The sequence below is a fragment of the Gordonia sp. IEGM753 genome, assembly GCF_050321825.1.
In the GTDB taxonomy this organism is placed as follows: domain Bacteria; phylum Pseudomonadota; class Gammaproteobacteria; order Pseudomonadales; family Pseudomonadaceae; genus Aquipseudomonas.
The window spans coordinates 2,522,882-2,544,916 of sequence record NZ_JBNQGB010000001.1; the positions used below are offsets into that span (position 1 = coordinate 2,522,882).

Here is a 22,035-nt window from a genome sequence, read left to right on the forward strand (position 1 = left end):
GATCGCGCCCTCACTCGTCGTCGAGTGTTGCGACGACTTGACCCGGCTCCACCGGGTCACCGTCTTCTACCAAAAAGGCACTGAGGCGACCGGCCGTCCCGGCGGTCAGTTCGGAAAACTGTTTCATGACCTCGATCAGGCCAATCACCGTGTCGGCGCAGACCTGCGCCCCGACCTCGACGAAGTTCGCCGATTCCGGAGTGGCTTTGCGGTAGAAGGTCCCCGGCAACGGGGTGATTACAGTGTGTTCGGCCATGTCTGTTCCTCTTGGAATAGTTGTAGAAAGGCAGGCAAAAATGAATCGGTATGCGAACCCCGGCGTCTGCGCACCCGGTGTTCTCGTTGGGTATCAGCGAGGTGCGCGCACCTCGATTCCGGCGCTATCGAGCGCACTGCGTGTGGCTTCGACCAACGCCAGGGCACCCGGCGTGTCGCTGTGCAAACAGATGGAATCGAATTCAATCGCCAGGTCTTCGCCCTCAACCGTGCGCACCACGCCTTGCTGGCAAGCACGCAACACTCGGTCGGCGACGTGGGCCGGGTCGTAAGCCCGCACGTTGCGGGTGAAGACGATGGAACCGCTGAGGTCGTATTCGCGGTCGGCGTAGAACTCGCGGATCACCGGTTGGCCGAGTTCCATGGCAACCCGCCAGATCACTGAATCGGGCATGCAATACAGCAACAATTCCGGTTCCAGGCGCTGGAGGTTCTCCACCAGCAAACGGGCAGCCTCTTCGTCTCGGGCCAGGTGCATGTAGAGTGCGCCGTGGGGTTTGATGTGTTGCAGCGCCACGCCTTGAACCCGGGCCAGTTCACGCAGCGCGCCCAATTGATACAGCATGTCGTCCACCAACTCCTGGGCCGGAGCATTGATGTGCCGGCGGCCGAAACCCACCAGGTCGCGAAACCCCGGGTGCGCGCCGATGGCCACGCCCAGGCGCTTGGCCTGCTCGACCGTGCGACGCATCGTGGAGGGGTCACCGGCATGAAAACCGGTGGCGATGTTGGCGGAACTGATGAAGCGCATCAGTTCATTGTCGACGCCATCGCCGATGGTCCATGGACCGAAGCCTTCGCCCATGTCCGAGTTGAAATCTACTGCTTGCATGACGCTTGCTCCTGACGCTTGTGACTTCATGCACGCCAAGTTAGATTCCGGAATACCCCTTGGGAAGATCTATTATCAGAGGGGTCTTCTTCTGAAAAACAGATAACCTTTGAACAGTAAAAACCTCGTCAAACGGAGTGCCCATGTCATTGACCCTGCGCCAGGTGCGCTATTTCGTTGCCACCGCCGAGATTGGGCAAATCTCCCAGGCAGCGATTCATTTGAATATTTCTCAGTCGGCGGTGACCACGGCGATCAAGGAACTGGAAGGCATGCTCGGCACGCTGTTGTTCCAGCGCTCCGCGCAGGGCATGAGCCTGACCGATGCGGGGCGGCATTTTCTGAATCGCGCCTATGTGATTTTGCGCAGCGTCGATGACGCGTTGAACAGTCCGTTGCCAGACATCCGGGCCAGCGGCCTTTTACGTTTGGCCGCCAGCTACACGGTGATCGGCTATTTCCTGCCGCACCATTTGCAACGGCTGGAACACTGGCATCCGGACGTGGCCATCGAAGTTCACGAACAAGAACGGAGCGCCATCGAACAAGGCCTGCTGGAAGGTCGCTTCGACATGGCCGTCGTGCTCACCGCGAACCTCACTCACCCGGACATCGTCTCGGAAATTCTCTTCAACTCTGAGCGCCGGCTATGGCTGCCCAGCCACCACCCCCTGTGTGAACGCTCGGCGGTCAGCCTCGCCGACGTGGCGAAGGAACCGTACATTCTGCTGACCGTCGACGAAGCCGAACAAAGCGCGATGCGTTATTGGGAACACGCACACCAGCAGCCAAACGTGCGGGTGCGCACCAGCTCAGTGGAAGCGGTGCGCAGCATGGTCGCCAATGGCAGCGGTGTGGCAATCCTCTCGGACTTGGTGCACCGCCCGTGGTCACTCGAAGGTAAACGCATCGAAACCCTGACAGTCACCGACAAGGTGACGCCGATGAGTGTCGGACTGGCGTGGCATCGCGAGCGCGAATTCAGCCCGGCGATGCAGGCGTTTCGCAACTATTTCCACGATGCGTTTCTGGCGCCGCAACAGCTGTCTGCGCGGCGCTGAAAACAGCGTGATTCAGCAGCTACCTGTGAGCATTACTCCCCGCAGTCAGCGACCTGCTGAAGACAGCCACTCGACGGAAGTCGCAATTCGAGGTCGGGCAATCTTGTCATTTGCCAAGGCTTAGGGCAGGGTCGATATCACAAGATCTCTGCCAAAGGAGTCATCCCATGTCAAAGCTATACCCCAGTATCGATCCTGAGGGGCTGGTCGAGTACTCGGTGGTCTACACCGACCGCTCGCTCAACCACATGTCGCAGGCATTTCAAGGCGTGATGAAGAACATCTCCAGCACCCTGAAACAGGTGTACAACGCCCAAGCTGTTGCAGTGGTGCCGGGCAGCGGCACATTCGGCATGGAAGCGGTGGCGCGACAGTTTGCCACCGACCAGCAATGCCTGGTGATACGCAACGGCTGGTTCAGTTATCGCTGGAGCCAGATCCTTGAGATGGGCAACATTCCGGCGGCCACCACGGTACTGAAAGCCCGACCGCTCGACACCGGTCGTCAGGCTCCCTACGCCCCGCCCCCTCTGGACGAAGTGCTGGCAGCCATCGCGGCGCAGAAGCCGCAGATTGTCTTCGCCCCCCACGTTGAAACCTCATCCGGGATTATCCTGCCCGACGATTACCTACGGGCCGTCGGCGACGCCGTGCATGCGGTGGGAGGCCTGTTCGTGCTGGACTGCATCGCCTCGGGCACGCTGTGGGTTGATATGCACACATGCGCAGTCGACCTGCTGATCAGCGCACCGCAGAAAGGCTGGAGCGCCTCCCCTTGCTGCGCCCTGGTGATGCTCAGTGCCTTGGCCCTGGAGCGCATCGAACAGACGCAGAGCAGCAGCTTCGCCTGCGACCTGAAAAAGTGGCTGCAGATCATGCAGGCCTACGAACAGGGCGGACATGCCTACCATGCGACCATGCCCAGCGATTCCCTGGCGCGATTTAACGACGTGATGAAAGAGACGCAAGCCTACGGTTTCGACAAGGTTCGCGGCGAACAACAGGCGTTGGGTGATCGGGTGCGCGCAATGTTGACCGGCAAAGGCATCAAAAGCGTGGCCGCAGCCGGTTTTCAGGCCCCTGGCGTCGTGGTGAGCTACACCGATGATGCCGACATCAAGAACGGTAAGAAATTTGCCAATCATGGCCTGCAGATCGCCGCCGGAGTGCCGTTGCAATGCGACGAGCCGGCCGACTTCCAGACCTTCCGCATCGGCCTGTTCGGACTCGAAAAGCTGCAAAATATCGAGCGCACGGTCAGCACTCTTGAGCAGGCACTGGACGAGGTGATGGGTAACTAGGCCCTCATCGTACCCGCAGCACCGACCGAACGTGTGGATGGCAGAAAGGCATCCTGCAGTGGGCTTCGAGATGCGACGCAAGCGGTAACGTCGCACTCGCTGGCCGATGCACACGGGTCAGTTGGAAGGAATAAACAATCGAATAAAGGTCATCAAGCGGATGGCGTACGGTGACCGGGATAGCGAATTCTTTTTCATGAAGATCAAGAGCGTCTTTCCCGGGATTCCGTGAAGAACCATAAAAAAGGCCCTGTCCATCGCTGGCGGGTTGGAATAGGAGCGGCGTGTTGCCTGCTACACATACCCCCGGCGCATCAACACCATCAGGATGCTAGTCACCTGCTCATCAACCGTCTCACCCACTGCGCCGTCCAGGTGAATATCCGGCGCCAACGGCGACTCGTATGGCGAAGACAGCCCAGTGAAGTGTTTGAGTTCGCCCCTGCGCACTTTTGCATAAAGCCCTTTGACGTCTCGCTCTTCGCAAATGGCCAGGGGCGTGTTGACGAAGACTTCAAAAAAACCATCGCCAATCACCTCTCGTACCGCGCAACGGTCTTTAGCGAAAGGTGAAATCAACGCAGCGATTACGCAGACGCCCGAGTCGCGAAACAACCTGGCGACTTCGCCGACGCGACGAATATTCTCGGAGCGGTCCTCGGGCGAAAAGCCAAGGTCGCGGCACAAACCGTGGCGCAGTTCATCGCCATCGAGCACCACCACGCCTAGCCCTTGTTCGGCCAAACGGGATTTAAGATGCAGGGCAATGGTGCTTTTACCCGCACCGCTCAAACCGGTCAGCCAGATCACCGGAGGGCGCTCGATCAACCGCAGGCTAGTCATCAGTGGGATTCCTTGATGTCGAAGGTGTCAAAACCCGGTCTCCCGCCAGATCAATACCAACGCGGAGCGTATGAAGCCTTGCACCGGTGATTGCCACGCACCATTGATCACCACGTGACCACGCCAACTTTGCTGTTGCGCACGTTCTGGTGGTGGTTGCTCGCTGTGCAGGGTGACGCGGTACACCGAACGTTCCGGGATGAGTTTGCCATGTTTGATGCGTGTCAGCACGGAGCCGCCCGCCGCGCTGGAGAGCACGCCATTGGTCAATTGCCGGGTAGCGTCCTGTTCGATTGCGGTGATCCGCAGTGGCAGGTTGAGGCGGCTGTCGCCATCGGCGTAAAAACGTGCGGTGTCGCCAGCCTTGATCCGGCGCACATCGTCTTCATCGAGGTAGGTTTCCACGCGCCATCCTGCCGGATCGACCAGTGTCGCCAGACGCTCATGGTTGCGGACCCACACGCCTGCTTTCAGGCCAGGCTCGATGTTCTGCAGCACACCGTTGAACGGTGCCTTGGGCGAGTAGAGCGCCAGCTCTGCCTGTACGCCGGCGAGTTCGGCGCGGGCGCTGATTTCCTGCTGTTGCAGCACTTGCATGTTTTGTCGCTGCTCGGCGTCGATACCGGTAATTTCCGCTTGATGCCGCACGCTATCGAGTTTCACATGCGCGCGTCGCCAGCGCAGTTGCAAGTCTGGTGAAGCCAGTTCCAGCACTGTCTCGCCTTGCTGAAGGCGCTCACCATTAGCCCACGGCAAGCTTGCGATCTGCGCACCGGCAGGCGCGTAGACCGGGTAACTTTCAGCGGGGCGCAACAGGCCAGAGGCGCTAAGCCGGGTCGGCCACGGCGCGATCAGTAACAGTACGATGGCCAGCAGGATCAGTGCTGGCCGCCAGCGCCTCGCACGACCACCCCGCCCTGCGAGCAACTGCGGCCACTCTTTGATTTCCTTGTACAACGGCATCAGGACGAACCAGCCAATTTCCACGGCGAACAGCAGGATGCCGACCGCTTTGATGAAGAAGTGATAAACCAGGGCTGCAATCCCGAGGAACAACAGCAAGCGGTAGATCCAGGTCGCATAGGCGAACAGGATCAGGCCGACGGTCATTTTTCGCGAAAAATACTCAGGAGGTTCAAGGCCTAGACCGAACAGCCACTCGCGCAGGTGCCAGCGTGCCAGGGCAAACGAGCGCGCGTGCAGGTTAGGCATGTCCAGCCAGTCCGAGAGCAGGAAGTAGCCATCGAAGCGCATGAACGGGCTGCTGTTGATCGCCAGCGTGGCGATCCAGGTCGTCGTGGCCAACATGAATGCTATGGATTTGGGCAATCCTTCGGGCAGTAGCGCCCACGCCAGCGTCGCCCAGACCGCGACCACCAGTTCCGTCAACACACCGGCGGCGGCAACCTTGAAACGTTGCTGGCGCTGGCCCAGTTTCCACACTTCGTTGGTGTCGGTGTAGGCCATGGGGAACATCACCAGAAACGCCACACCCATGGTCGGCACCCGGCAACCAAAGCGCTTGGCCGTAAACGCGTGCCCCAGTTCATGGAGGATTTTGACGGCGATCAGCGCAACCCCGTAACCGACAAATCCCTGCCAGGAAAAGGTGTCCATCAGGGTCGAAGTGAAGCGAGTCCAGTCACGCTCTACCAGCACCAGGCCGATCACCAGCACCAACAGGGTTAACCCTGCAAAACCTCTGGTGTAGAGCGGCGCAACCCAGCCGAGGTGGCGTTGCAGCCAGGCATCAGGACGTACCAGTGGAACCCGAAAGAACAGGTAGCTGTGCAGCAACGTGCTGAACCAGTTGCCGCGCCTGCGGCTTACGCTTTCAGCCAACAGCCGGGCACTGTTCGGTGCCGGTCGCAGCAGTTGGTTGTCTTGCAGGAACTTCGCCAACGCCTGCACATCCTCGACCTCGGGATGCAGGGTCGTGTGCCGGGCAATGTCGGCGGCAATGGCCTTCGGTTCAGCCATTTGCCAACGGCTGATGATTTCAAAACTCAGCCAGTCGATACGGAAAAAGGTGTTGCGTACCGGGTCGTGCAGGGTCCAGTTCGGTTGCCCATCGTTGGCGGTCGGCGCGCCGAATAATTCCAGCTCTTCACGCAGCGGCGCAAGGTCAACCGGCGCCGGCTGAAGGTCCAGCATGGGGGCTGCGGCAAGCGGTGCGCTGGCCATCTCAGTGGCCAATCATCTGGCGAACAGCGGCCAATGGACGACGCAGCACCCAGTACGCCAGCGAGACGTGTTCGCCGCAGAGCTTGACCGTGCCCTTGAGGCCGACACGCTGGTCGGTCGGGGCGTCGAGCGTCGCGCGCATCCGGTAGGCATAGCTGCCATCGGGCTGCTGTTCGGCATCGTGCGCGACATATCGCAAACGCGCCGCCACCGACGAGAACGGGTTGGCGTTGAGGTACAGTTTGACCGCGGCGCCCTCCTCCAGAGGGATCGCATCACCCACCGCCAGCCACGCCTGAATGTCGACATCTTCCGGTACCGCAATGCGCATGATGCGCTCGCCGGTGGTCACCGGTTTACCGATCCACTCGCTGGGATCGTCGAACAAGGCGATGCCGTCCTGCGGTGAGACAACCCGCGAGCGCTGCAACTGCCCTTGCAAATAGTCCGCCTCCGCACGGCGCTCTTCAATACGGCCGGCCAGCGCTGCCAGCTGCGCCTTGGATTTATTGTCGTAAACGGCCATCTGCGCCATCTGCCGATGCTCGGCTTCAGCAGTGGCCAGCGCCTGGCGCGCCACGTCCAGCCGGCTCTGCAAGGTCGACTCATCGAAGCTGAACAACGCTTGCCCGGTACGCACCTGCTGGTTCGGCTGGACCATGAAACTACCCAATACACCGTCCAGCGGCGCACTGATTATCGCTGGGTGTGCAGGCACCAGTTCACCGGGGGCCAGCACGGTGAGTTGCACCGGCAGGCAGAGCAACATGCCCAACGCAATGACGCCAATGGTCACGCGCCCCGGTCGGCGCCGAATCTGACTTGGCAAACGCGCCAGACGACGGCGCCAGGAAACGGGTTCGGCCTGCAGGCGAAGCGCAAAGGCGTATTGCAGAATGTCGCGCCACTCATCGAGCAAAGCGATTTCATGCGAGGGCCAAGGTTCATCGCGAACCAACAGCAGCGCGCCATTCATAAGGTGGCCAGGCTTGACCTGAATCTGCATCGGCAACCACAACAGGTACGCTGGCAACCACTCAGCCCACTGGCTGGCCAATGGCGGCGGCAGATCATTGGCGGTGATGCTGCCACTCGGTCGCTGCTGGCCTTGCAGCGTTCGGCAGACCTGACTCACCCACTGCACGTAAGGCGCATTGGCTTCCGGTTGCACCACGCCGGACAGGGCCTGAATCCCGACCTCCTCCAGCCACAGTACAGCTTGGCGATAGGAGGCCAGGGCGTGGCTTTCATTGACCGCCAAAAAACCCAGCTCGACGCTATCAAGCGCATGCCGGGCCTGGTGCGATAACTGCGTCAGAGTGCTCAGCGCGTTGGCGCTGACAACCGGGTTCACGGAGGACAAATCGGTCATGTACGTCCACTTGCCCACAGCGCAGTACGACTGGCAGCCGAACGTAATTGCTCGCTCAAACCGCTACGCCCACGCGGTACGTCGGCGCTACTCTCGGCGGATTTCTGGTTGATCCGAAAGGTCACCTCGGCCTGATGGCCGCTGCTGTCCCTGGCGATCACCTTGAGCACCAATTCGCCCTTGAAACCGAGCGGTGGCGTGCCTTCGAACTGGCCCGTGGTGCTGTTGAAAGTCAGCCAGCCTGGCAACGCCCGGCCATCGGCTAGCGTGGCCTTGAGTACAATGCCCGGGTGCGGATCGCTATGGCCAAAGGCATCGGCCGGGACGCGGAAAGACAAGCGCTCACCCGGCACAAACGTCTGATCGTCCATGGCGTGGAAAACTGTCAGGCCTGCGTGCGCATTAGGCGAAATATCCACCGAGAAAATACCCGGACCGCCGTCAGTCCGCGTGCGCTCGAACTCACTAAACGGTGTCGGCGACAGCGGCGAGTAGCGCTCATTGACCGGGCTGAAGAGGCCATTGGAGGAGCTGAACGAAGCCCCCGTCCCTATCACTACCGACCCGCCGAGCCCGCCAGTTGGGTGCAGGGTGGATGCATCGCCGATCATCTGATTGGCGCTCCAGTCCGGCGCGTTGATCGTTTGTGACACCGTCTGGCTGACAATCGGCAGCGCAAGTGCCTGCGCCGCGTTGAACGGCGGCAGTGGATTGTTCGGCACTTGTGGATCAGGCACCTGCACGGGTACGACCGGGGTGATCGGAGCGGTCGTTGTTGTCGGTGTGGTCGGAACAGTCGGCGTGACCGGTGTGACGGGCACGACCGCAGCGGCGTTCACTTGCAGCGTAAAGGTACTGCTCGCCGAGGCTGCCGAAAGGTCTGTCGCCGTGACCACTATGCTCACGCTGCCCGCCGAGGTGGGCATACCGCTGAAAGTACCGGTCGCGCTGTTGAAGGTCAGCCATGCAGGCAATGGCGCCCCACCGACCAATGTTGCGGTGTAGGTCAGGGTGTCGCCGGCATCGACGTCGGTGAAGGTGCCCACGGGAATCTTGAACAGCAGCGGCGTATCGACAATTACCTGTTGGGTGCTCAGCGCGGTAGCAACCCGAGGCGCATCGTTGGCACCACGAATGGTGACCGTAAGCGTTGCGGAGCTGGTGGCCCCCGTGTTGTCGGCCATAGTGTAGGCAAAGGTGTCGGTCAAGGTATCGGCATTGGTGCGCAAGGCCTGCACCGCCGCATTACTGTTGTTGAGCGTGTAGGTGTAGTTGCCGTCGGCGTTGAGAGTCAGGCTGCCATAGGTCCCGGCACTCGCCGTGCCCAGGGTGCCACCTGAAATCGCCGTAACCCCTTTGGTGTTACTGCTCAAGTCGTTGTCCAGCACGTTGCCTAACGGGTTGACCCCGGCGCTGGCATTGGCCACGCCGCCCGCTTCGACGGCAATCGCCGTATCGTTAGCCGCTACCGGTGCCGAGTAGCTGCTGATGGTGATGGTGAACACTTGTTCGATAGAGTTGCCACCGCTGTCGGTGGTACGGATACGCACCGAACGGGTACCGTCGCCCAGAATCGCCGGGTCGTTGACCCTAAGGGTATTGCCGTTCACAAGCGAGAACGCAGCATTATCGGCGCCACCCGCGCCGGAGACCAACGCGTAGGTGAAGGTGTCATCCAGACTGGCGTCGGTGGTGGACAAGACGCCAACTAAAGCGTTGAGACCACTGGTGATCTGTACGCTGGCGTTGCTCAGGCTCAGCAGCGTCGGCGCATTGCCGTTGATCGAGTCATTGGCCTGGCTGATAAGTGAAGTAAAAGCGGTGTTGCGGTTGCCGGCGGCGTCACTCAATACCACACTCACCGGCAGGTCGTTGGCCGCAGCGAAATCGGCGCCACCCGGGGTCACCATGAAGTCTGCGGTATAAGTCGTGTTGCTCAGACGGACCAGGTTGCTCAGGGTGTAACCACCAACGGCGCCACTGACCAGGGTCAGGGGCGAGCCGCCATCGTCAGCGACGGTGATGGTCACAGTCTGGGTATCACCCACTTTGAGCGGCGAATTGGGCACACTGACAGCGGACACGCTCGGCGGAGTATGGTCGAGGGTGTAGAGCTGGCCAGCGGTGAAGCCGCCGGCGATGGCTGTGTTATTACCCGACAGGATGCCGGTGCCGGAGTTCTTCAGGTCCAGGCGTAAGGTGCCATCGCCGGACAGGCCGCTGACAGTGACCTGGTAAGTGTTGCCCGACCCGGTAACAAAAGCGATGCTGCCCGCAGCAGTCCCCGTTGTGCTCAGCACAAAGTCACCGGCATCGACGCCCGTGACAGAGGTGTTGAAGGTAACGTTGTAGGTCACCGATGTCGCCGAACCCGATACTGCTGCAGACCCGGCGCGGCTGATGGAGTCGACCTGCGGCACTACGCCCGCCACTGCCACCGAAGCCGCACTGAATAGCGTTTCCAGAGTGCCTCCCTGATCAGTGAAAGACACTTTATCGCGCACGTATTGGCCGACCTGCGCCGCCCCCAGCGTAAAGGTTGCTGCCGTGGCACCGGAAATATCGATCCAGTTAGTGCTGCCATCAGCCGACACTTGCCACTGATGGTTGAAGTTCACCCCGACCAGACCGTCGACATCGGCAATGCTCGAGGTGTTGGCACTCAATGCCTGGCCTTCGGTCGTGCTGCCCGACAGCGTCGGCGTGCCGGTCGGTGCATCGTTTACCGGAGTGATGGTAATGGTGAACGTCTGAGTACTGGTGTCGACGCCGCCATTGGCGGTACCACCACTGTCGCGCAAGGTCACGGTCACCGTCGCGACACCGTTGGCATTGGGTGCAGCGGTGTAAACAAGGTTGCCGTTGGCATCGATACTCGGCTGAGTACTGAACAACGCATTATTGCTATTGGTTACGTTAAAACTGAGGGTCTGCGACGACTCGTCGGCCGGTCCCTTGACCAGGTTGCTCGCCCAACCGTTCACGGTTTGTGGGCCAGCGTCTTCGTTGGAAGTCTGGTCCGGACCTTTGGTGAAGGTTGGTGCATCGTTGACCGCAGTAATCGAGGTGCTGATGGTATTGGTGGCGGACGCATACGCCGTGCTGCCACCGTTGGTGCCGGTGTCGGCGGTTACCCGCACTTCGGTCGCGCCCGAGGTGCTGTAGCCGGTGTGGGTATTGTCTACCGCCCGAACTGTCAGGGCAGTCGGCGTGCCGTTAAAGTCGGCAGCCGGGATGAAGCGCACCTGGGAGCCGGCCGACAGCAGCAATGACGAGCCCGAACTGACCGCGCCAATGGCGTACCAATGCGCGCCGGAGTCGACCGAATATTGCCAGACGCCTTCAGTCGCGGAGTTGGCTGTGTTGCCGGTGACCGCAATCCCACCCAACGCGGAGCCCGTGTCCGCATCGCTGAAGTTGATACCCGTCAGCGCCGAAATAGCCACGCCGGCGGGTGAAGTGGCGTCTTCCATAACCACGGGAATGGAGGTGTTGCCCATACCCGACGGCGCGTCATTGATCGAGGTGGCAACCACGCTGGCGGTGCTGGAGGTGGTAGCGACACCGTCGTCCATCTTGATGGTGAACGTCGTGGATTCTGTTGCACCCACGGCGACACGGTTGGCTGCAGGTTGATAAACCAGCGAACGCACGGCGGTTTGCAAATCACTGGCGCTGGCGGATGAATGGACATACGTCAGGCCGCCATCACTGGTGGTGAAACCGGAAGCGCTCAGCGAAGCCGTGGTAAATGCGCCTCTGCTCGCGCTGTCGAGCGTGATGGTCAGCGTCGCAGTGGAACCGGTGAGCGTGACACCGCTGAAAGGTGAAACCGTCGCGTTGTCGTTGACCGGCTGATTGCTGGCGGCACCACTCAATACCGGTGCGACATACGCGAAATCGCTGCCAGCGATCGAAGCGTTGCTCACGGCTGTGCCATCAAGGCCTGCGCTATTGCCGGTGCCGGTACCTTCGCCACCTTTGCCGGCGCCCGCTGCGTTGTTCATATTGGCAGTACTGGTAGCGTCCATTTTCAGGATGCCGCCGTTGTTCCAGATACCGCCGTAGGCGTTGCCACCGTTACCTGCAGCGCCGGCATTATTGGCCCCGTAAAAAACTGCCTGTCCTTTGCCGCTACCGCCGCCGCCACCGGCCGCCGCAAGGTTGCCAGTGATGAAGCTGTTGGTAATGACCAAAGTGCCGACGTTATAAATAGCGCCAGCCGCGTTTCCGCCAGCCGCACCGATACCGTTGTAGCCCGCGCCGCCGGCACCGCCGCCAATCATCGCGCTACCGCCCAGAGACGCCGAGCCGCCGTTGCCGCCTCCGGCGATGTAGGTGTAGTTGTAATTGGGGGAGACATTTTGCGGGACATCAGCAATGCCGCCGACGGTCGAACCGCCCGCGCCACCTGACTGCCCGTCTCGATACAACGAGCCTCCCGCCCCGCCTACGCCTGTACCGCCTGCCCCCTGATTAGCGGAAGGCGTGAGGACTCCGTTTTGAATGGCAACCATCGTGCCGCCAGCGCCCGAACCCACGCCGTTGTAACCGCCGCCGCCTCCGCCTGCACCACCAATCGTACCGTTCAAGTGGCCGCCACCCCCACCGCCAGCAGCCGCTTTGTTATCACTGATGGTGCTGTTGACGATGCTTAGCTTGCCGGCGTTATAGATGCCGCCACCCAGGGCATCTCCACCTTTATTGGCGGCCGCACTGCCGGCGTCGGACTGATCAAGGCTGTCCCCACCGTTGCCACTGACCAGGCCATTGGTGATGGTCAGGTTGTCGAGTTCAACACTGCCATTGCCGGCGTTGATGTGCAGGACCTGCGCCAAATTGGCGCCGCTGATGGTATGACCCGCGCCAATGATGCTGGTTTTATGGCCATCGGTAACCGCAAAAGTGAGGGTGTCAGCCGCCGAAGTGAAGGTGATATCGCCGGTCAGGGTGATGAGGTCGTCGACGCCATCCGTCACCGCGTTAGCCAGCGCAGCCTTCAAGTCAGCCAGGTTTGAAACGCCAATGGTCAGCAAACTGTGGTCGTAATCAGCCAGCTTCGATACGTCCAGCACCGGAGCGCTACTCAAGGCTCCGGTCGCAATTTCCAGGTCCCAGTTACCGCCATGGGCAACATCGCCGGTGGCGTCGGTCGAGGCCGCAACCACCGCGCCAGTGGCCTCCGCCAGATTCTGGATAAAACCTTGGCCTTTACTGCCGGCCCCGACATCGCAGCCATAGAGCAAGATCTCGCCATCGGCCTGCATCGCCGAGCCGATCTTGCCCAGTTCCGCCTGATACTGCGACATATCCCCCGCATGCAGCGCCGTGTTCCCCAGCAACAGCAAACCGCTGTCGCCGTGAGAGACAATGCTGATCGACGCGACGTCGTGCATGCCTTCCAGTGCATCGGCGATCTGCTTCACGCCGTCGTGGTCTGCATCGAGGATCACCACTTTCACATCAGCGCCTGCGGCCGCAACAATCTGCTGGTAATCCTGCACTCGCGAATCGACAAACAGCACCTTGGTGGCACTGTTGGCCAGACCGTCACTGGCGCGTTCGGCGGCCGCTGGCTTGACGGCCTCGGTGGCAGTTTTGCTGGTGTCTACGGGCTTCGCCGCGTCGGCAGTTGAAGGTGCAGTGCTGCGGCTTTCAGCCTGGGAAGCTGCCACCACACTGCCCAACTCGGCCACATGCGCCACCGGTGCTTCGGCGGCGACAGGCTTGACCGCTTCGGCGCCCGTGGCGACCGCCGCACCATCGAACATGATGCGCGCTTCCAGGGCCAATGGCGCCGGCTTGCGTCGTTGCAGGCCACGTGGCGCCTGAGAGGAAACCGGGTTGGAAGTGCGATCAGTAGTCATGGCGATCCTTGCAAAAATGCTGTGCGGCGCAGACAGACGGAGATTAGAAGGGTTATCGGTTTTGCATCAGTGTTACGTGAGGCCGGTCGTCGGTTTGGCGGCGATAACGTTGGCCGCACTGCCGTCCTGATTGTTCCAGAACGACAAGTTGCTGAACTGCTCGAACAGATCCGGCGGCAATATGGTGCGACGCGGTTGCAGTTCCACCTTGGCGCGAACCTTGTGCAAACCATGTATGCCAAGCGACGCATCGAACCCGGGAGCGTCGTAGCTCACCGCGTTGAAGTCATGCTCAAATTCTGGCTCGTCGATAAAACGGTAAATCAGCGGCATGACCTTTTGCGGCGCCTGCGCCAACAGATCGTAGTCAACAATCAGCAATGAAGAGGCGTGCTCGCCATAAAAGGCTTCCTTGAGCGCCGCCCACGGGAAGCCGACCATGCGGTTGCGCTGACCCAGGGTTTCGACGCGGCTATAGACCGTATTGCGCTCCACGCTGTCACCGAACAACCGCGTAATTTCGTAAGGGTTAGCGCGAAAACGCCGTTCCAGGCTGTCCATGATCCAGGCCACATTGCGCACACAGGCAATCACCTTCGCGCCCGGAAACTGATCGGCCAGCAGCGGCATCTGCCCACTCCAGCAACGATTGGTGTCGAACATCACCTGCTTGTCCGACTGGTCTGCGTAATAGGCATCAAATACGCCGCGCAACAGGCGCCGACGCTGGGTTTGATCGAGCATGGCCCCAAGCTCCGTGCCCGCGCCGAACTGCGCAAGCATGTTGCTGACCAACATGCCCACCGGGCTGCTCATGCCCGCATGGAAGCGTGGATTCTGCAGTAGCAACGCCGACAACAGTGTGGAGCCGGAACGTGGCAGGCCGGAGATAAAGTGAAACTTCTGCGCAGGTGAATTCATGGCGAACTCCTTGACGACTTATGGCGCGCTCGGTGGCGCCAGCAGCACGGTGCCGCTCATGCCGGCGATCAATTCGGGATGACGACCGTCGATGGTCGCCACCAGTTTTATCGACTGGCTGACTGGGTCGACACGCGCCCCGATACGCGTGATGCGAGCCGGGTAGCTCTTGTCAGTCTCCTCGATACGCAATTGCAGCACGGTGTCGGTCTTGAGCCAGGACAACCAGCGCGACGGCGCAAGGAATTCAATTTCCAGCACGCTGTCATCAAGGATGTCGAGAATGGCCTGGCCGGGTTGCGCAAACTGCTGTTCGCGCATTTTCTGCTCGGCCACACGCCCGGAAAAAGGCGCAGTAATGTTGCACTTGCCAAGCATGGTGCTCATCAGCGAAACATCGGCCTGATTCTTCGCCACCTCGGCTTCGGACACTTGCAGTTCGACCTGGCCGATGGAGTTCAGCTCGCTCAAGCGCTTGTTGGCATTCCAGGTCTTTTGCGCGGCGCTCAACCCGGCACGGGCCTTGTTCAACTGAGCCTGCTGCAAGGAACAATCAAAACCCACCAGCACCTGGCCCTTCTTGAAAGCCGCGCCTTCGGCCACTGGCAAACTGCTGATCTTGGCGCCGATCTCCGCCGCCAGGGTAGTGAACTGCCGAGGAGACAGCTGCGCACGAATGTCGCGAGCCTCACCCGCGGCGGCCGTCACCGTGGGCGCGACACTTGGCGTAGCGCCCGAGGGCACCAGAGCCGCGGGCTGCGGCTCGGCGGCCAACGCTGCGCTGGCACACAGCAATCCTGCCGCCAGCAGGCTGGTTTTTGCGGTGCGAAAACGCTTCATCACTTGACCTGCACTGCAGAGCCAGTCGAGCCGATATTGCCTTGGTCCCATTGCTGCAACGACAGCGACACAGCGTTTTGCAGCTGCGCCAGCGACTGTTGCTGCAGGTCACCGACTTGAGGTTCCATGCCCAGCGTTGCCTGCAATTTGCTCGCTGCAGCGTTAGCCACCGACAGCGCCTGATAACGACGCAACAGGCTGAGGATGGCCGAGGTGTTGCTGGCAACGGTGTCGAGTTTACTGGTGGTTTGCGCCTCGGCACGGTTAGTGTTTTGCGCATTCAGACGGTCATCGACTTGCCAGATGGCATCGGCGCGGTCGTATTGCTGCAAGGCGTTGGCGTACTGCAAACGAGCGATGTGCACCTGCGCCAACACCGCCATTTGCGTGGCCACACGACGTTGATCGGCCAGGCTGATGCCGGCCTTTGCCAGGCGATATTGCGACGGCGCGCTTAACAGGTTCATCAGATTGAAAGAAATCTGCGCACCCGCCTCGTTCCAGTTGTTGTTGATCAGGTACTTGTCCGAGTCATGACGCAGCGTGTAATTCAGGCTCAGATTGGGGAACAGTCGCAGCAGGGTCTTGCGGGTTTCCTGGCTGGCGATCCGCGAGTTGTAGTTCTGCTCACGCAGCTCGGCGTTCTGTGCCAGCGCTTCGGCCTCAAGTTGTTCAATCGGCAGATCGAGTATCTGCTTATTAAAGCGCTCGGCAGGTTCGACCACCTGCAAAGCCACACCCAGCGGTGCGTTGATCAGCGCCGCCAGTTCGATACGGGCGGTCGCCAGCTCCTGGTCGATGGCCTCCAGCAGACGCAGGTTTTCCAGAACCTGACGCTGATAACGCAGCGACTCGACCGGTGCGCGCAAACGCTCGGTTTCTGCCTGACGCGCATCAACCAGCGCCGACTCGGCCAGAGCCGTCACGTCTTTGACTTGCTGACGCAGTTTTTGCGCACTGGCAGTCCGCCAAAACGCGCTGCGCACGTCTTGCACCAGCACATGCATGGCTTGGCGGCGGCGCTCGGAGGCGATCATCACGCGGTCGCCGTTCTGCTTGGCGTTGTAGTAAGACAGGCCAAAGTCCAGCACGCTCCAGGTCAGGCCGAGGTCGGTGGTGGCATGGTGTTTATCACTGGAGATATACGGGTTGGCCAGCGAAGGCTGACCGGTGACCGAGTCCACCGCTTTGGTGATCGCGTACTCGCTGCGGTCGCTGTAACCGGCGGCGGCGATCATCTTGGGCAGCATATCGAAGTTGCCGACGTCGAACTGGTTCAGCGCCAGCGCCTCTTCCATCTGCCGCGAACGGCTGTCGAGGTTGTACTTCAGGGCGCGGGCGATGGCTTCTTCCAGGGTCAGCGGGCCAGTAATGGGCGCCACATCCTGCTGAGCGGTGATGGCGTCCTGTCGGGCCTGATCCTTGAGCGTGTTTTGGTCGAGCGGCTCCGGTGACAGGCTCATGCAGCCAGTCAACAACAGGACAGAGGTCAGCGCACTGAGTTGCAGCGCTGGACGAAGGCGAACCACGGTAGCCGATGAACGTGGAGCCACTGCGCTAAGGCGAAAATACATAAGATTCCCACTACCCCTGATCGAATAGGCACAAGGCCTATCACGGCGCCTATCGCCGCTAGTCAATGAGCGGGAAAACCCCGCTCGGAAAAATCCCTTTAGCTCTGCCCGACCGTTGCCAGTAATGCACGGTGTTGTGTAGAGGGACCACGATGCCCATCGTCAAATGCTTGATATCGATGCACGCAAAACAACCGTGCAAAAAACTTGCATCGGACACGTTATCGACCACTGGAAACTTTTCTGTACTGTGTTTATACGGTTTTTACTGTCGTACTGACTTGGCACTAACGTACTTGGCTATGTGCAGTTATCGCCCGTGCGTTAACGGTGGAAATCTATCCACTGCGCACAATGATGTCAATTTGATATTTTCGCGGTATTCGCCGGCGGTGTTGGCTATAAACGATGCCATGCAGCGGGAATGGCATTTGAAATGGTCAAACTATTACGTTGTTAAACCCAACGCTTAAATGCACCTGCAGACGCGAGCTTGTGCGCGATGGAAGTTAATGAGGACGTGTTTCTTTTGGATAACGACGCCACATCAAACTCCACCGCGAGCACGCTCGCGCCTACAACTACCGGTATTACTTTGGCAGGCTGCCGCTTATTAACGAAGCCAGTGTTTTAGCAGCGTCTGCCTCGCTGTGATGACCACGAACCATCGCCGTCGACAGTGCCTCGCCCGCACCGATCAAACCGATGCAACGCCGCTCAAGCTCGGCGCTAGATACGCTGGTAAACGGCTTCAGCACGGATGCAAAGAGTTGCACGTAACCATCGATCAGCTCCTGATACACCGCCTCCATTTCCTCGCTGCCCGCGAGCGCTGCGCCCACTGCATACCATTCGCCGCTGGTGTCGGCAGCGCAATGGATGTAGGTCGCGGCAAGGACTGCGATCACTTCCTCAAGGCTGCGCTCGCCGACAGCCAGCGCTTCACGCAGGGCGTTTGACTGGTCTATGTCCATTGCTTTGTAAAGTTCGATCAGCAACCCCGAGCGGGTTCCGAAATGATCGTAGGCGATCGGTTTGGAGACGCCTGCGCGTAAAGCCAGGTGCCCTAATGTCAGGCAATCCGCGCCCTCCTCTCGAATGATCACCCGCGCCGTATCCAACAACTGACAACGGCGCTCGGCTTTCGACAGCCTGCGCGAAGTGGACTTCAAGGGTGCGTCTTCACGCTCGTTCGTCATGTTCTGTGCCGACTCCTTGCAAAGCTACGATTAGTAGCTTAGCGTTATAAACCTACTATTGGTAGCTTTCTAACACGTAAAAAGGAGTCATAGCAATGTCACTGAATCCTGTTCTTTTGATCGGCGGCTCAGGCGTCGTAGGGCGCCAGACAGCTAAATGGTTTCGCGAAAGGCACCCGCAAGTACCGCTGCTCATCGGAGGGCGAAACCTGCAGACCGCACGCGATGTCGCGCATAAGGTCGGTGCCGCCCAGGCAATCGCAATTGACCTGGACAAACCGGGTCTTGGGCTGGAGGGCGATGTTCAAGTGTCAGCTGTGGTGATGCTGGCGCCAGACGAAGCTTTGAACGGCCTGGCCTACGCGCAAAATCAGCACGTTCCTTACCTGAGCATCGTCAACGGGCTGGTAGAAGTCGGCCCGGAACTCGCGCTATTTGCGCACCGGGCGACGGCGGCTCCGGTGATCCTGGCCAGTCACTGGATGGCCGGTGCCGCGATGTTTCTGGCGCTCAAAGCGGTCAGTAATTTTGATATCACGCATTCAATCAGGCTTGGCGCCATCATCGACGAGAACGATCTTGCCGGCCCCGCTGCGCTGGAAGACATGGCGCGAGTACATGACACCGCGCCTGCTGCGCTAGCCTTTGAGAAAGGACGGCGCGTCTGGCTATCGGGCGATGCCGTCAATGGCACCGTTCAAGCCATTGATGGTCGTTCGCTGGCAGCGAAGGCGTTTTCGACCTTCGACACCGCAAGCCTCTACAGTGCTACCGGCGTGCCGAACATACGCTTCGACCTGGTGACAGATGCGTCATCGCACCGGTTGAAGGGTGGCGAGACAGCAGCCGAAATTGTCGTGGAAGTCGAGGGAGAAATCGGTGGCAAAGCACAACGCTTGCGCGCAACGCTGGAGTTCAAGGAAGGCCTGGCGTCACTCACCGGGCTGTGCGTTGCACTCTCCCTTTCTTGCGCGTTAGGACTCAACGACCGCTCCCCGTCCACACCCGGGCTATACCTGCCGGAAATGCTCTGGGAAACCGAGGCATTCATCGATGTGTTGATCCGCTCGGGCGTGGAGGTGACTGAAGTGGCGCCTTGACGGACTCGGGCGATCTCGTGCCCTCGAAATCGCCATCGCTGGCAAGCCAGTCTACCGTTGCCTCAGGCTGCAAGCCGTAATGGATGGCTGGCGTAAACGTATTGATTGCCTGCGGGAGTCGGCGGCGCACCCGGTTCGGATGAGACGGAACCGATTGCTGAATTTTTCGTTTCGCATGTTCGCCATCGAGGTAATGGAGGACTCCCGATTTCAAAGGGGTTCTCCCTGTCCTCAAATCAAGCTACGTCATGCACCGAAATAAGAAAAATTCATTAATTTCATGCAGTTCCTCTTGGGAATGTAGATGACAAGCCGTTATTGGAGGCTGCCATCACCGGCCCCCAAGCCTGCGACCAATGCCTCAAGCAACACTTGAATCCGGGGCAGTGCTTGACGACTTTTGATCCAGGCCAGGTTGATCTCCATCCCTTCCATTGCCAGCTGAGGAAGCACTTCCACCAATGTTCCCGCTTGTAATTGTTGCTTCACCAGCCACGACGGCAGTTGTGCGATACCACAACCGGCGACTGCCGCCATCACCAGGCCGTCACCGTCGCCCACCACCAGTTGTGGGGTTATTGGCGTGCGCAACGTTGCATCCCGCTCGCCGGCAAAATGCCAGGGACTGATGTTCCCGTCCACCCAGCCATAGGCAATGCACTGATGCTGCTCAAGATCTTGCACGGAAAGAGGAATGCCCTTGCGGGCCAGGTACGAAGGCGACGCACAAAAAATATGCCACTCGCGCGCCAGAAGTCGCTGCTCGACTGTCCCCGGCCAGGTTTGCGTGCCGCCGATACGCACAACGATGTCCACACCTTCCTTGAATGGGTCGATGAAACCTTCACAGAAGGATATGTGCGGTATCAGTAACGGATGGTGTTCGACGAATGGCAGCAGGATCGGCAGCACCTGGACCCGACCGAACGCGCCTGGCAGGTCAATGCGCACACGCCCGCGAGGCTCTGAGTTATCGGACTGCAGTGACCGCTCGGCGTCTTCAAGGTCGGCGAGCACACCCTTACAGGTACGAAGAAAGGCAATGCCGGCATCGGTCAGCGCCAGTTTGCGCGTCGTACGTAAAAACAGTTGAGACTCCAGCCGTTTTTCCAGGCGAGCGATGCTTTTACTGATGGCCGAGGCCGTCAGGTTCAGTCGCTCGGCGGCGGCCGTGAAGCTGCCGGAGTCGCAGACACAGACAAACACATCAATACCCTTCAAGCGCTCGGAAGAAAACATAGATATCCTGTATTCGTGAACTGAGTTCATGCATCACGGTAAAAATCATCCTAAATCAGAAATCCGATCAACAGTAAACTGTCTCTCTCGGGTCGAGCGAGTGGCGACACCTGCCTTACTAACTTGATGATGAGATACGAATGCTGTCCACACTCAGAAGTTATCCCCCCACCGTAAACCTGCTGCTGTGTGCATCCTTGATCCTGACCCTCGCTCGCGCCACGACGCTGCCGTACCTGGTGATTTACCTGTCGGGCGCCTTCAGTTTGAGCATCGCCGATATTGGACTGGTGATCGGAAGCACGCTGATCATCGGTTCGCTGCTAAGTCTCTATGGCGGATTTCTGGTCGACAAAATGTCCAGTTACCGGCTCATTCTCAGCTGCTGCGGCGTGTTTGCCACAGGCTTTCTCGGGGCGTACATCGCCCCCAACCTCTGGCTGTTCTTCCTGTGCCTGGTGTTGATCAACCTGGCTTACGCGGTCATCGATATCGCTGTGAAAACAGGGTTCGCCAGTCGACTGCCTGTCGCTCAGCGAAGCGAAGTATTTTCGATCAAATACACACTGACCAATATCGGCTACGCCGTCGGTCCATTTCTTGGAGCCGCGATAGCCACGCTGGACATCAGCCTGCCGTTCCTGCTTTCTGCGGGACTTGGAGCAGGCTTCTTCCTGGTCTATTTCGTTTGGGGCGACAGAGACCTGAAGGTGACCGTTGAAGCTCAAAAATCCGCAGCATTTCTGACCGTGGGGAAATTGCTGCTCAAGGATTATCGGCTGGTGTGTTTCACGCTTGGCGGTCTGCTTAGCGCGGTGGTATTTGGCCAGTTCACTGCGTATCTCTCACAGTATCTGGTGGTCACCACCACACCAGAATCCGTCTATCGGATCATCAGTACCGTGGTGGCGACCAATGCGCTGATGGTGATTAGCTTGCAGTATTTCATCGGCAGGAAACTCTCCCACCGGCATCTGACGCTGTGGCTGATTGCAGGGTTGAGTATGTTCATGATCGGGTTGGCGGGTTTTGCGCTGTCGACTTCTATTGTGCTGTGGACCCTTTCGATGGCCATTTTCACGGTCGGCGAAATCATCGTATTCCCCGCCGAATACATGTTCATCGACAAAATTGCTCCGGAAAATTTGCGCGGCATGTATTACGGCGCGCAAAACCTGTGCAACCTCGGTGCGGCGCTAGGCCCGGTGCTTTGTGGAGTTGTGTTGGCGACCCAACCGCCCCACTACATCTTCTATATGCTTGAATTTTTCATTGTTGCCGGTGGGTTATTTTACTTTCTCGGTGCCGCAAGTTTTAGTGCCATCACCGGCAAAGCTGCTGTTAACAACCGTTCAACAACTCCCTGAAAATCATTCCGGAACTCCCCTCAAAGGTCCCAAGTCACAACTGGGTGCGGTTCGGTGCC

At 59.6% G+C, this 22,035-nt stretch carries 15 protein-coding genes and 1 pseudogene; 5 read left to right on the top strand and 11 right to left on the bottom strand.

Annotation, left to right across the window (positions count from 1 at the left end; genetic code table 11):
- Positions 1 to 10: 10 nt before the first annotated feature.
- Positions 11 to 256 (bottom strand): acetyl-CoA carboxylase, encoded by a 246-nt coding sequence (locus tag ACQR3R_RS11315; RefSeq protein WP_428272236.1) that lies wholly within the window; start codon positions 254 to 256, stop codon positions 11 to 13.
- 93 nt (positions 257 to 349) lie between these two features.
- Positions 350 to 1,108, bottom strand: a complete 759-nt coding sequence (locus ACQR3R_RS11320) for a 5-oxoprolinase subunit PxpA (RefSeq protein ID WP_428272237.1) — start codon at positions 1,106 to 1,108, stop codon at positions 350 to 352.
- Positions 1,109 to 1,251: 143 nt separating this feature from the next.
- Between ACQR3R_RS11320 and ACQR3R_RS11325 the strand changes: the two genes are divergently transcribed.
- The 3 genes and pseudogenes from ACQR3R_RS11325 to ACQR3R_RS11335 form a co-directional block, all read left to right on the top strand.
- Positions 1,252 to 2,169, top strand: a complete 918-nt coding sequence (locus tag ACQR3R_RS11325) for a LysR substrate-binding domain-containing protein (RefSeq protein WP_428272239.1) — start codon at positions 1,252 to 1,254, stop codon at positions 2,167 to 2,169.
- Between the two features lie 167 nt (positions 2,170 to 2,336).
- Positions 2,337 to 3,470, top strand: coding sequence for an alanine--glyoxylate aminotransferase family protein (locus ACQR3R_RS11330; RefSeq protein WP_428272240.1), 1,134 nt, complete (start codon positions 2,337 to 2,339; stop codon positions 3,468 to 3,470).
- Between the two features lie 100 nt (positions 3,471 to 3,570).
- Positions 3,571 to 3,702, top strand: a pseudogene (locus tag ACQR3R_RS11335) (transposase); the annotation flags it as partial.
- 62 nt (positions 3,703 to 3,764) lie between these two features.
- On the opposite strand, the gene cysC reads toward ACQR3R_RS11335, so the two are convergent.
- From cysC to ACQR3R_RS11375, 8 genes are all read right to left on the bottom strand, one after another.
- Positions 3,765 to 4,313 (bottom strand): adenylyl-sulfate kinase, encoded by a 549-nt coding sequence (gene cysC, locus ACQR3R_RS11340; RefSeq protein ID WP_428272241.1) that lies wholly within the window; start codon positions 4,311 to 4,313, stop codon positions 3,765 to 3,767.
- 27 nt (positions 4,314 to 4,340) lie between these two features.
- Positions 4,341 to 6,467: a site-2 protease family protein gene (locus ACQR3R_RS11345; RefSeq protein ID WP_428272242.1), complete on the bottom strand. Its 2,127-nt coding sequence runs from the start codon at positions 6,465 to 6,467 to the stop codon at positions 4,341 to 4,343.
- Between the two features lie 31 nt (positions 6,468 to 6,498).
- Positions 6,499 to 7,869: an efflux RND transporter periplasmic adaptor subunit gene (locus tag ACQR3R_RS11350; RefSeq protein ID WP_428272243.1), complete on the bottom strand. Its 1,371-nt coding sequence runs from the start codon at positions 7,867 to 7,869 to the stop codon at positions 6,499 to 6,501.
- Positions 7,866 to 13,736, bottom strand: coding sequence for a DUF4347 domain-containing protein (locus ACQR3R_RS11355; protein ID WP_428272244.1), 5,871 nt, complete (start codon positions 13,734 to 13,736; stop codon positions 7,866 to 7,868). Before ACQR3R_RS11355 ends, ACQR3R_RS11350 begins: the two co-directional genes overlap by 4 nt.
- A gap of 72 nt (positions 13,737 to 13,808) precedes the next feature.
- Positions 13,809 to 14,657, bottom strand: a complete 849-nt coding sequence (locus ACQR3R_RS11360; RefSeq protein WP_428272245.1) for a sulfotransferase — start codon at positions 14,655 to 14,657, stop codon at positions 13,809 to 13,811.
- Positions 14,658 to 14,675: 18 nt separating this feature from the next.
- The gene (locus ACQR3R_RS11365) at positions 14,676 to 15,497 is read right to left on the bottom strand and encodes an efflux RND transporter periplasmic adaptor subunit (protein WP_428272246.1); all 822 of its coding nucleotides are present in this window, start codon (positions 15,495 to 15,497) and stop codon (positions 14,676 to 14,678) included.
- On the bottom strand, positions 15,497 to 17,071 hold the full coding sequence (locus tag ACQR3R_RS11370) for a TolC family protein (RefSeq protein WP_428272247.1): 1,575 nt from the start codon (positions 17,069 to 17,071) through the stop codon (positions 15,497 to 15,499). The genes ACQR3R_RS11365 and ACQR3R_RS11370 overlap by 1 nt, the downstream gene beginning before the upstream one ends.
- 590 nt (positions 17,072 to 17,661) lie before the next feature.
- On the bottom strand, positions 17,662 to 18,270 hold the full coding sequence (locus ACQR3R_RS11375; protein WP_428272248.1) for a TetR family transcriptional regulator: 609 nt from the start codon (positions 18,268 to 18,270) through the stop codon (positions 17,662 to 17,664).
- A gap of 95 nt (positions 18,271 to 18,365) precedes the next feature.
- Here ACQR3R_RS11375 and ACQR3R_RS11380 point away from each other — a divergent pair, with 95 nt between their 5' ends.
- Positions 18,366 to 19,370: a saccharopine dehydrogenase gene (locus ACQR3R_RS11380; RefSeq protein ID WP_428272249.1), complete on the top strand. Its 1,005-nt coding sequence runs from the start codon at positions 18,366 to 18,368 to the stop codon at positions 19,368 to 19,370.
- A 315-nt stretch (positions 19,371 to 19,685) separates the two neighbouring features.
- Here ACQR3R_RS11380 and ACQR3R_RS11385 read toward each other — a convergent pair whose 3' ends face one another.
- A complete protein-coding gene (locus ACQR3R_RS11385; protein ID WP_428272251.1) occupies positions 19,686 to 20,609 on the bottom strand; it encodes a LysR substrate-binding domain-containing protein in 924 nt (307 codons plus the stop codon).
- Positions 20,610 to 20,749: 140 nt separating this feature from the next.
- Between ACQR3R_RS11385 and ACQR3R_RS11390 the strand changes: the two genes are divergently transcribed.
- The gene (locus ACQR3R_RS11390) at positions 20,750 to 21,976 is read left to right on the top strand and encodes an MFS transporter (RefSeq protein ID WP_428272252.1); all 1,227 of its coding nucleotides are present in this window, start codon (positions 20,750 to 20,752) and stop codon (positions 21,974 to 21,976) included.
- The last annotated feature ends 59 nt before the right edge of the window (positions 21,977 to 22,035 follow it).

Bases quoted from the DNA above. Each gene is read 5' to 3' on its own strand.
- ACQR3R_RS11315 (WP_428272236.1), bottom strand. From the start codon at position 256: ATGGCCGAACACACTGTAATCACCCCGTTGCCGGGGACCTTCTACCGC.
- ACQR3R_RS11320 (WP_428272237.1), bottom strand. From the start codon at position 1,108: ATGCAAGCAGTAGATTTCAACTCGGACATGGGCGAAGGCTTCGGTCCA.
- ACQR3R_RS11325 (WP_428272239.1), top strand. From the start codon at position 1,252: ATGTCATTGACCCTGCGCCAGGTGCGCTATTTCGTTGCCACCGCCGAG.
- ACQR3R_RS11330 (WP_428272240.1), top strand. From the start codon at position 2,337: ATGTCAAAGCTATACCCCAGTATCGATCCTGAGGGGCTGGTCGAGTAC.
- cysC (WP_428272241.1), bottom strand. From the start codon at position 4,313: ATGACTAGCCTGCGGTTGATCGAGCGCCCTCCGGTGATCTGGCTGACC.
- ACQR3R_RS11345 (WP_428272242.1), bottom strand. From the start codon at position 6,467: ATGCTGGACCTTCAGCCGGCGCCGGTTGACCTTGCGCCGCTGCGTGAA.
- ACQR3R_RS11350 (WP_428272243.1), bottom strand. From the start codon at position 7,869: ATGACCGATTTGTCCTCCGTGAACCCGGTTGTCAGCGCCAACGCGCTG.
- ACQR3R_RS11355 (WP_428272244.1), bottom strand. From the start codon at position 13,736: ATGACTACTGATCGCACTTCCAACCCGGTTTCCTCTCAGGCGCCACGT.
- ACQR3R_RS11360 (WP_428272245.1), bottom strand. From the start codon at position 14,657: ATGAATTCACCTGCGCAGAAGTTTCACTTTATCTCCGGCCTGCCACGT.
- ACQR3R_RS11365 (WP_428272246.1), bottom strand. From the start codon at position 15,497: ATGAAGCGTTTTCGCACCGCAAAAACCAGCCTGCTGGCGGCAGGATTG.
- ACQR3R_RS11370 (WP_428272247.1), bottom strand. From the start codon at position 17,071: ATGTATTTTCGCCTTAGCGCAGTGGCTCCACGTTCATCGGCTACCGTG.
- ACQR3R_RS11375 (WP_428272248.1), bottom strand. From the start codon at position 18,270: ATGACGAACGAGCGTGAAGACGCACCCTTGAAGTCCACTTCGCGCAGG.
- ACQR3R_RS11380 (WP_428272249.1), top strand. From the start codon at position 18,366: ATGTCACTGAATCCTGTTCTTTTGATCGGCGGCTCAGGCGTCGTAGGG.
- ACQR3R_RS11385 (WP_428272251.1), bottom strand. From the start codon at position 20,609: ATGTTTTCTTCCGAGCGCTTGAAGGGTATTGATGTGTTTGTCTGTGTC.
- ACQR3R_RS11390 (WP_428272252.1), top strand. From the start codon at position 20,750: ATGCTGTCCACACTCAGAAGTTATCCCCCCACCGTAAACCTGCTGCTG.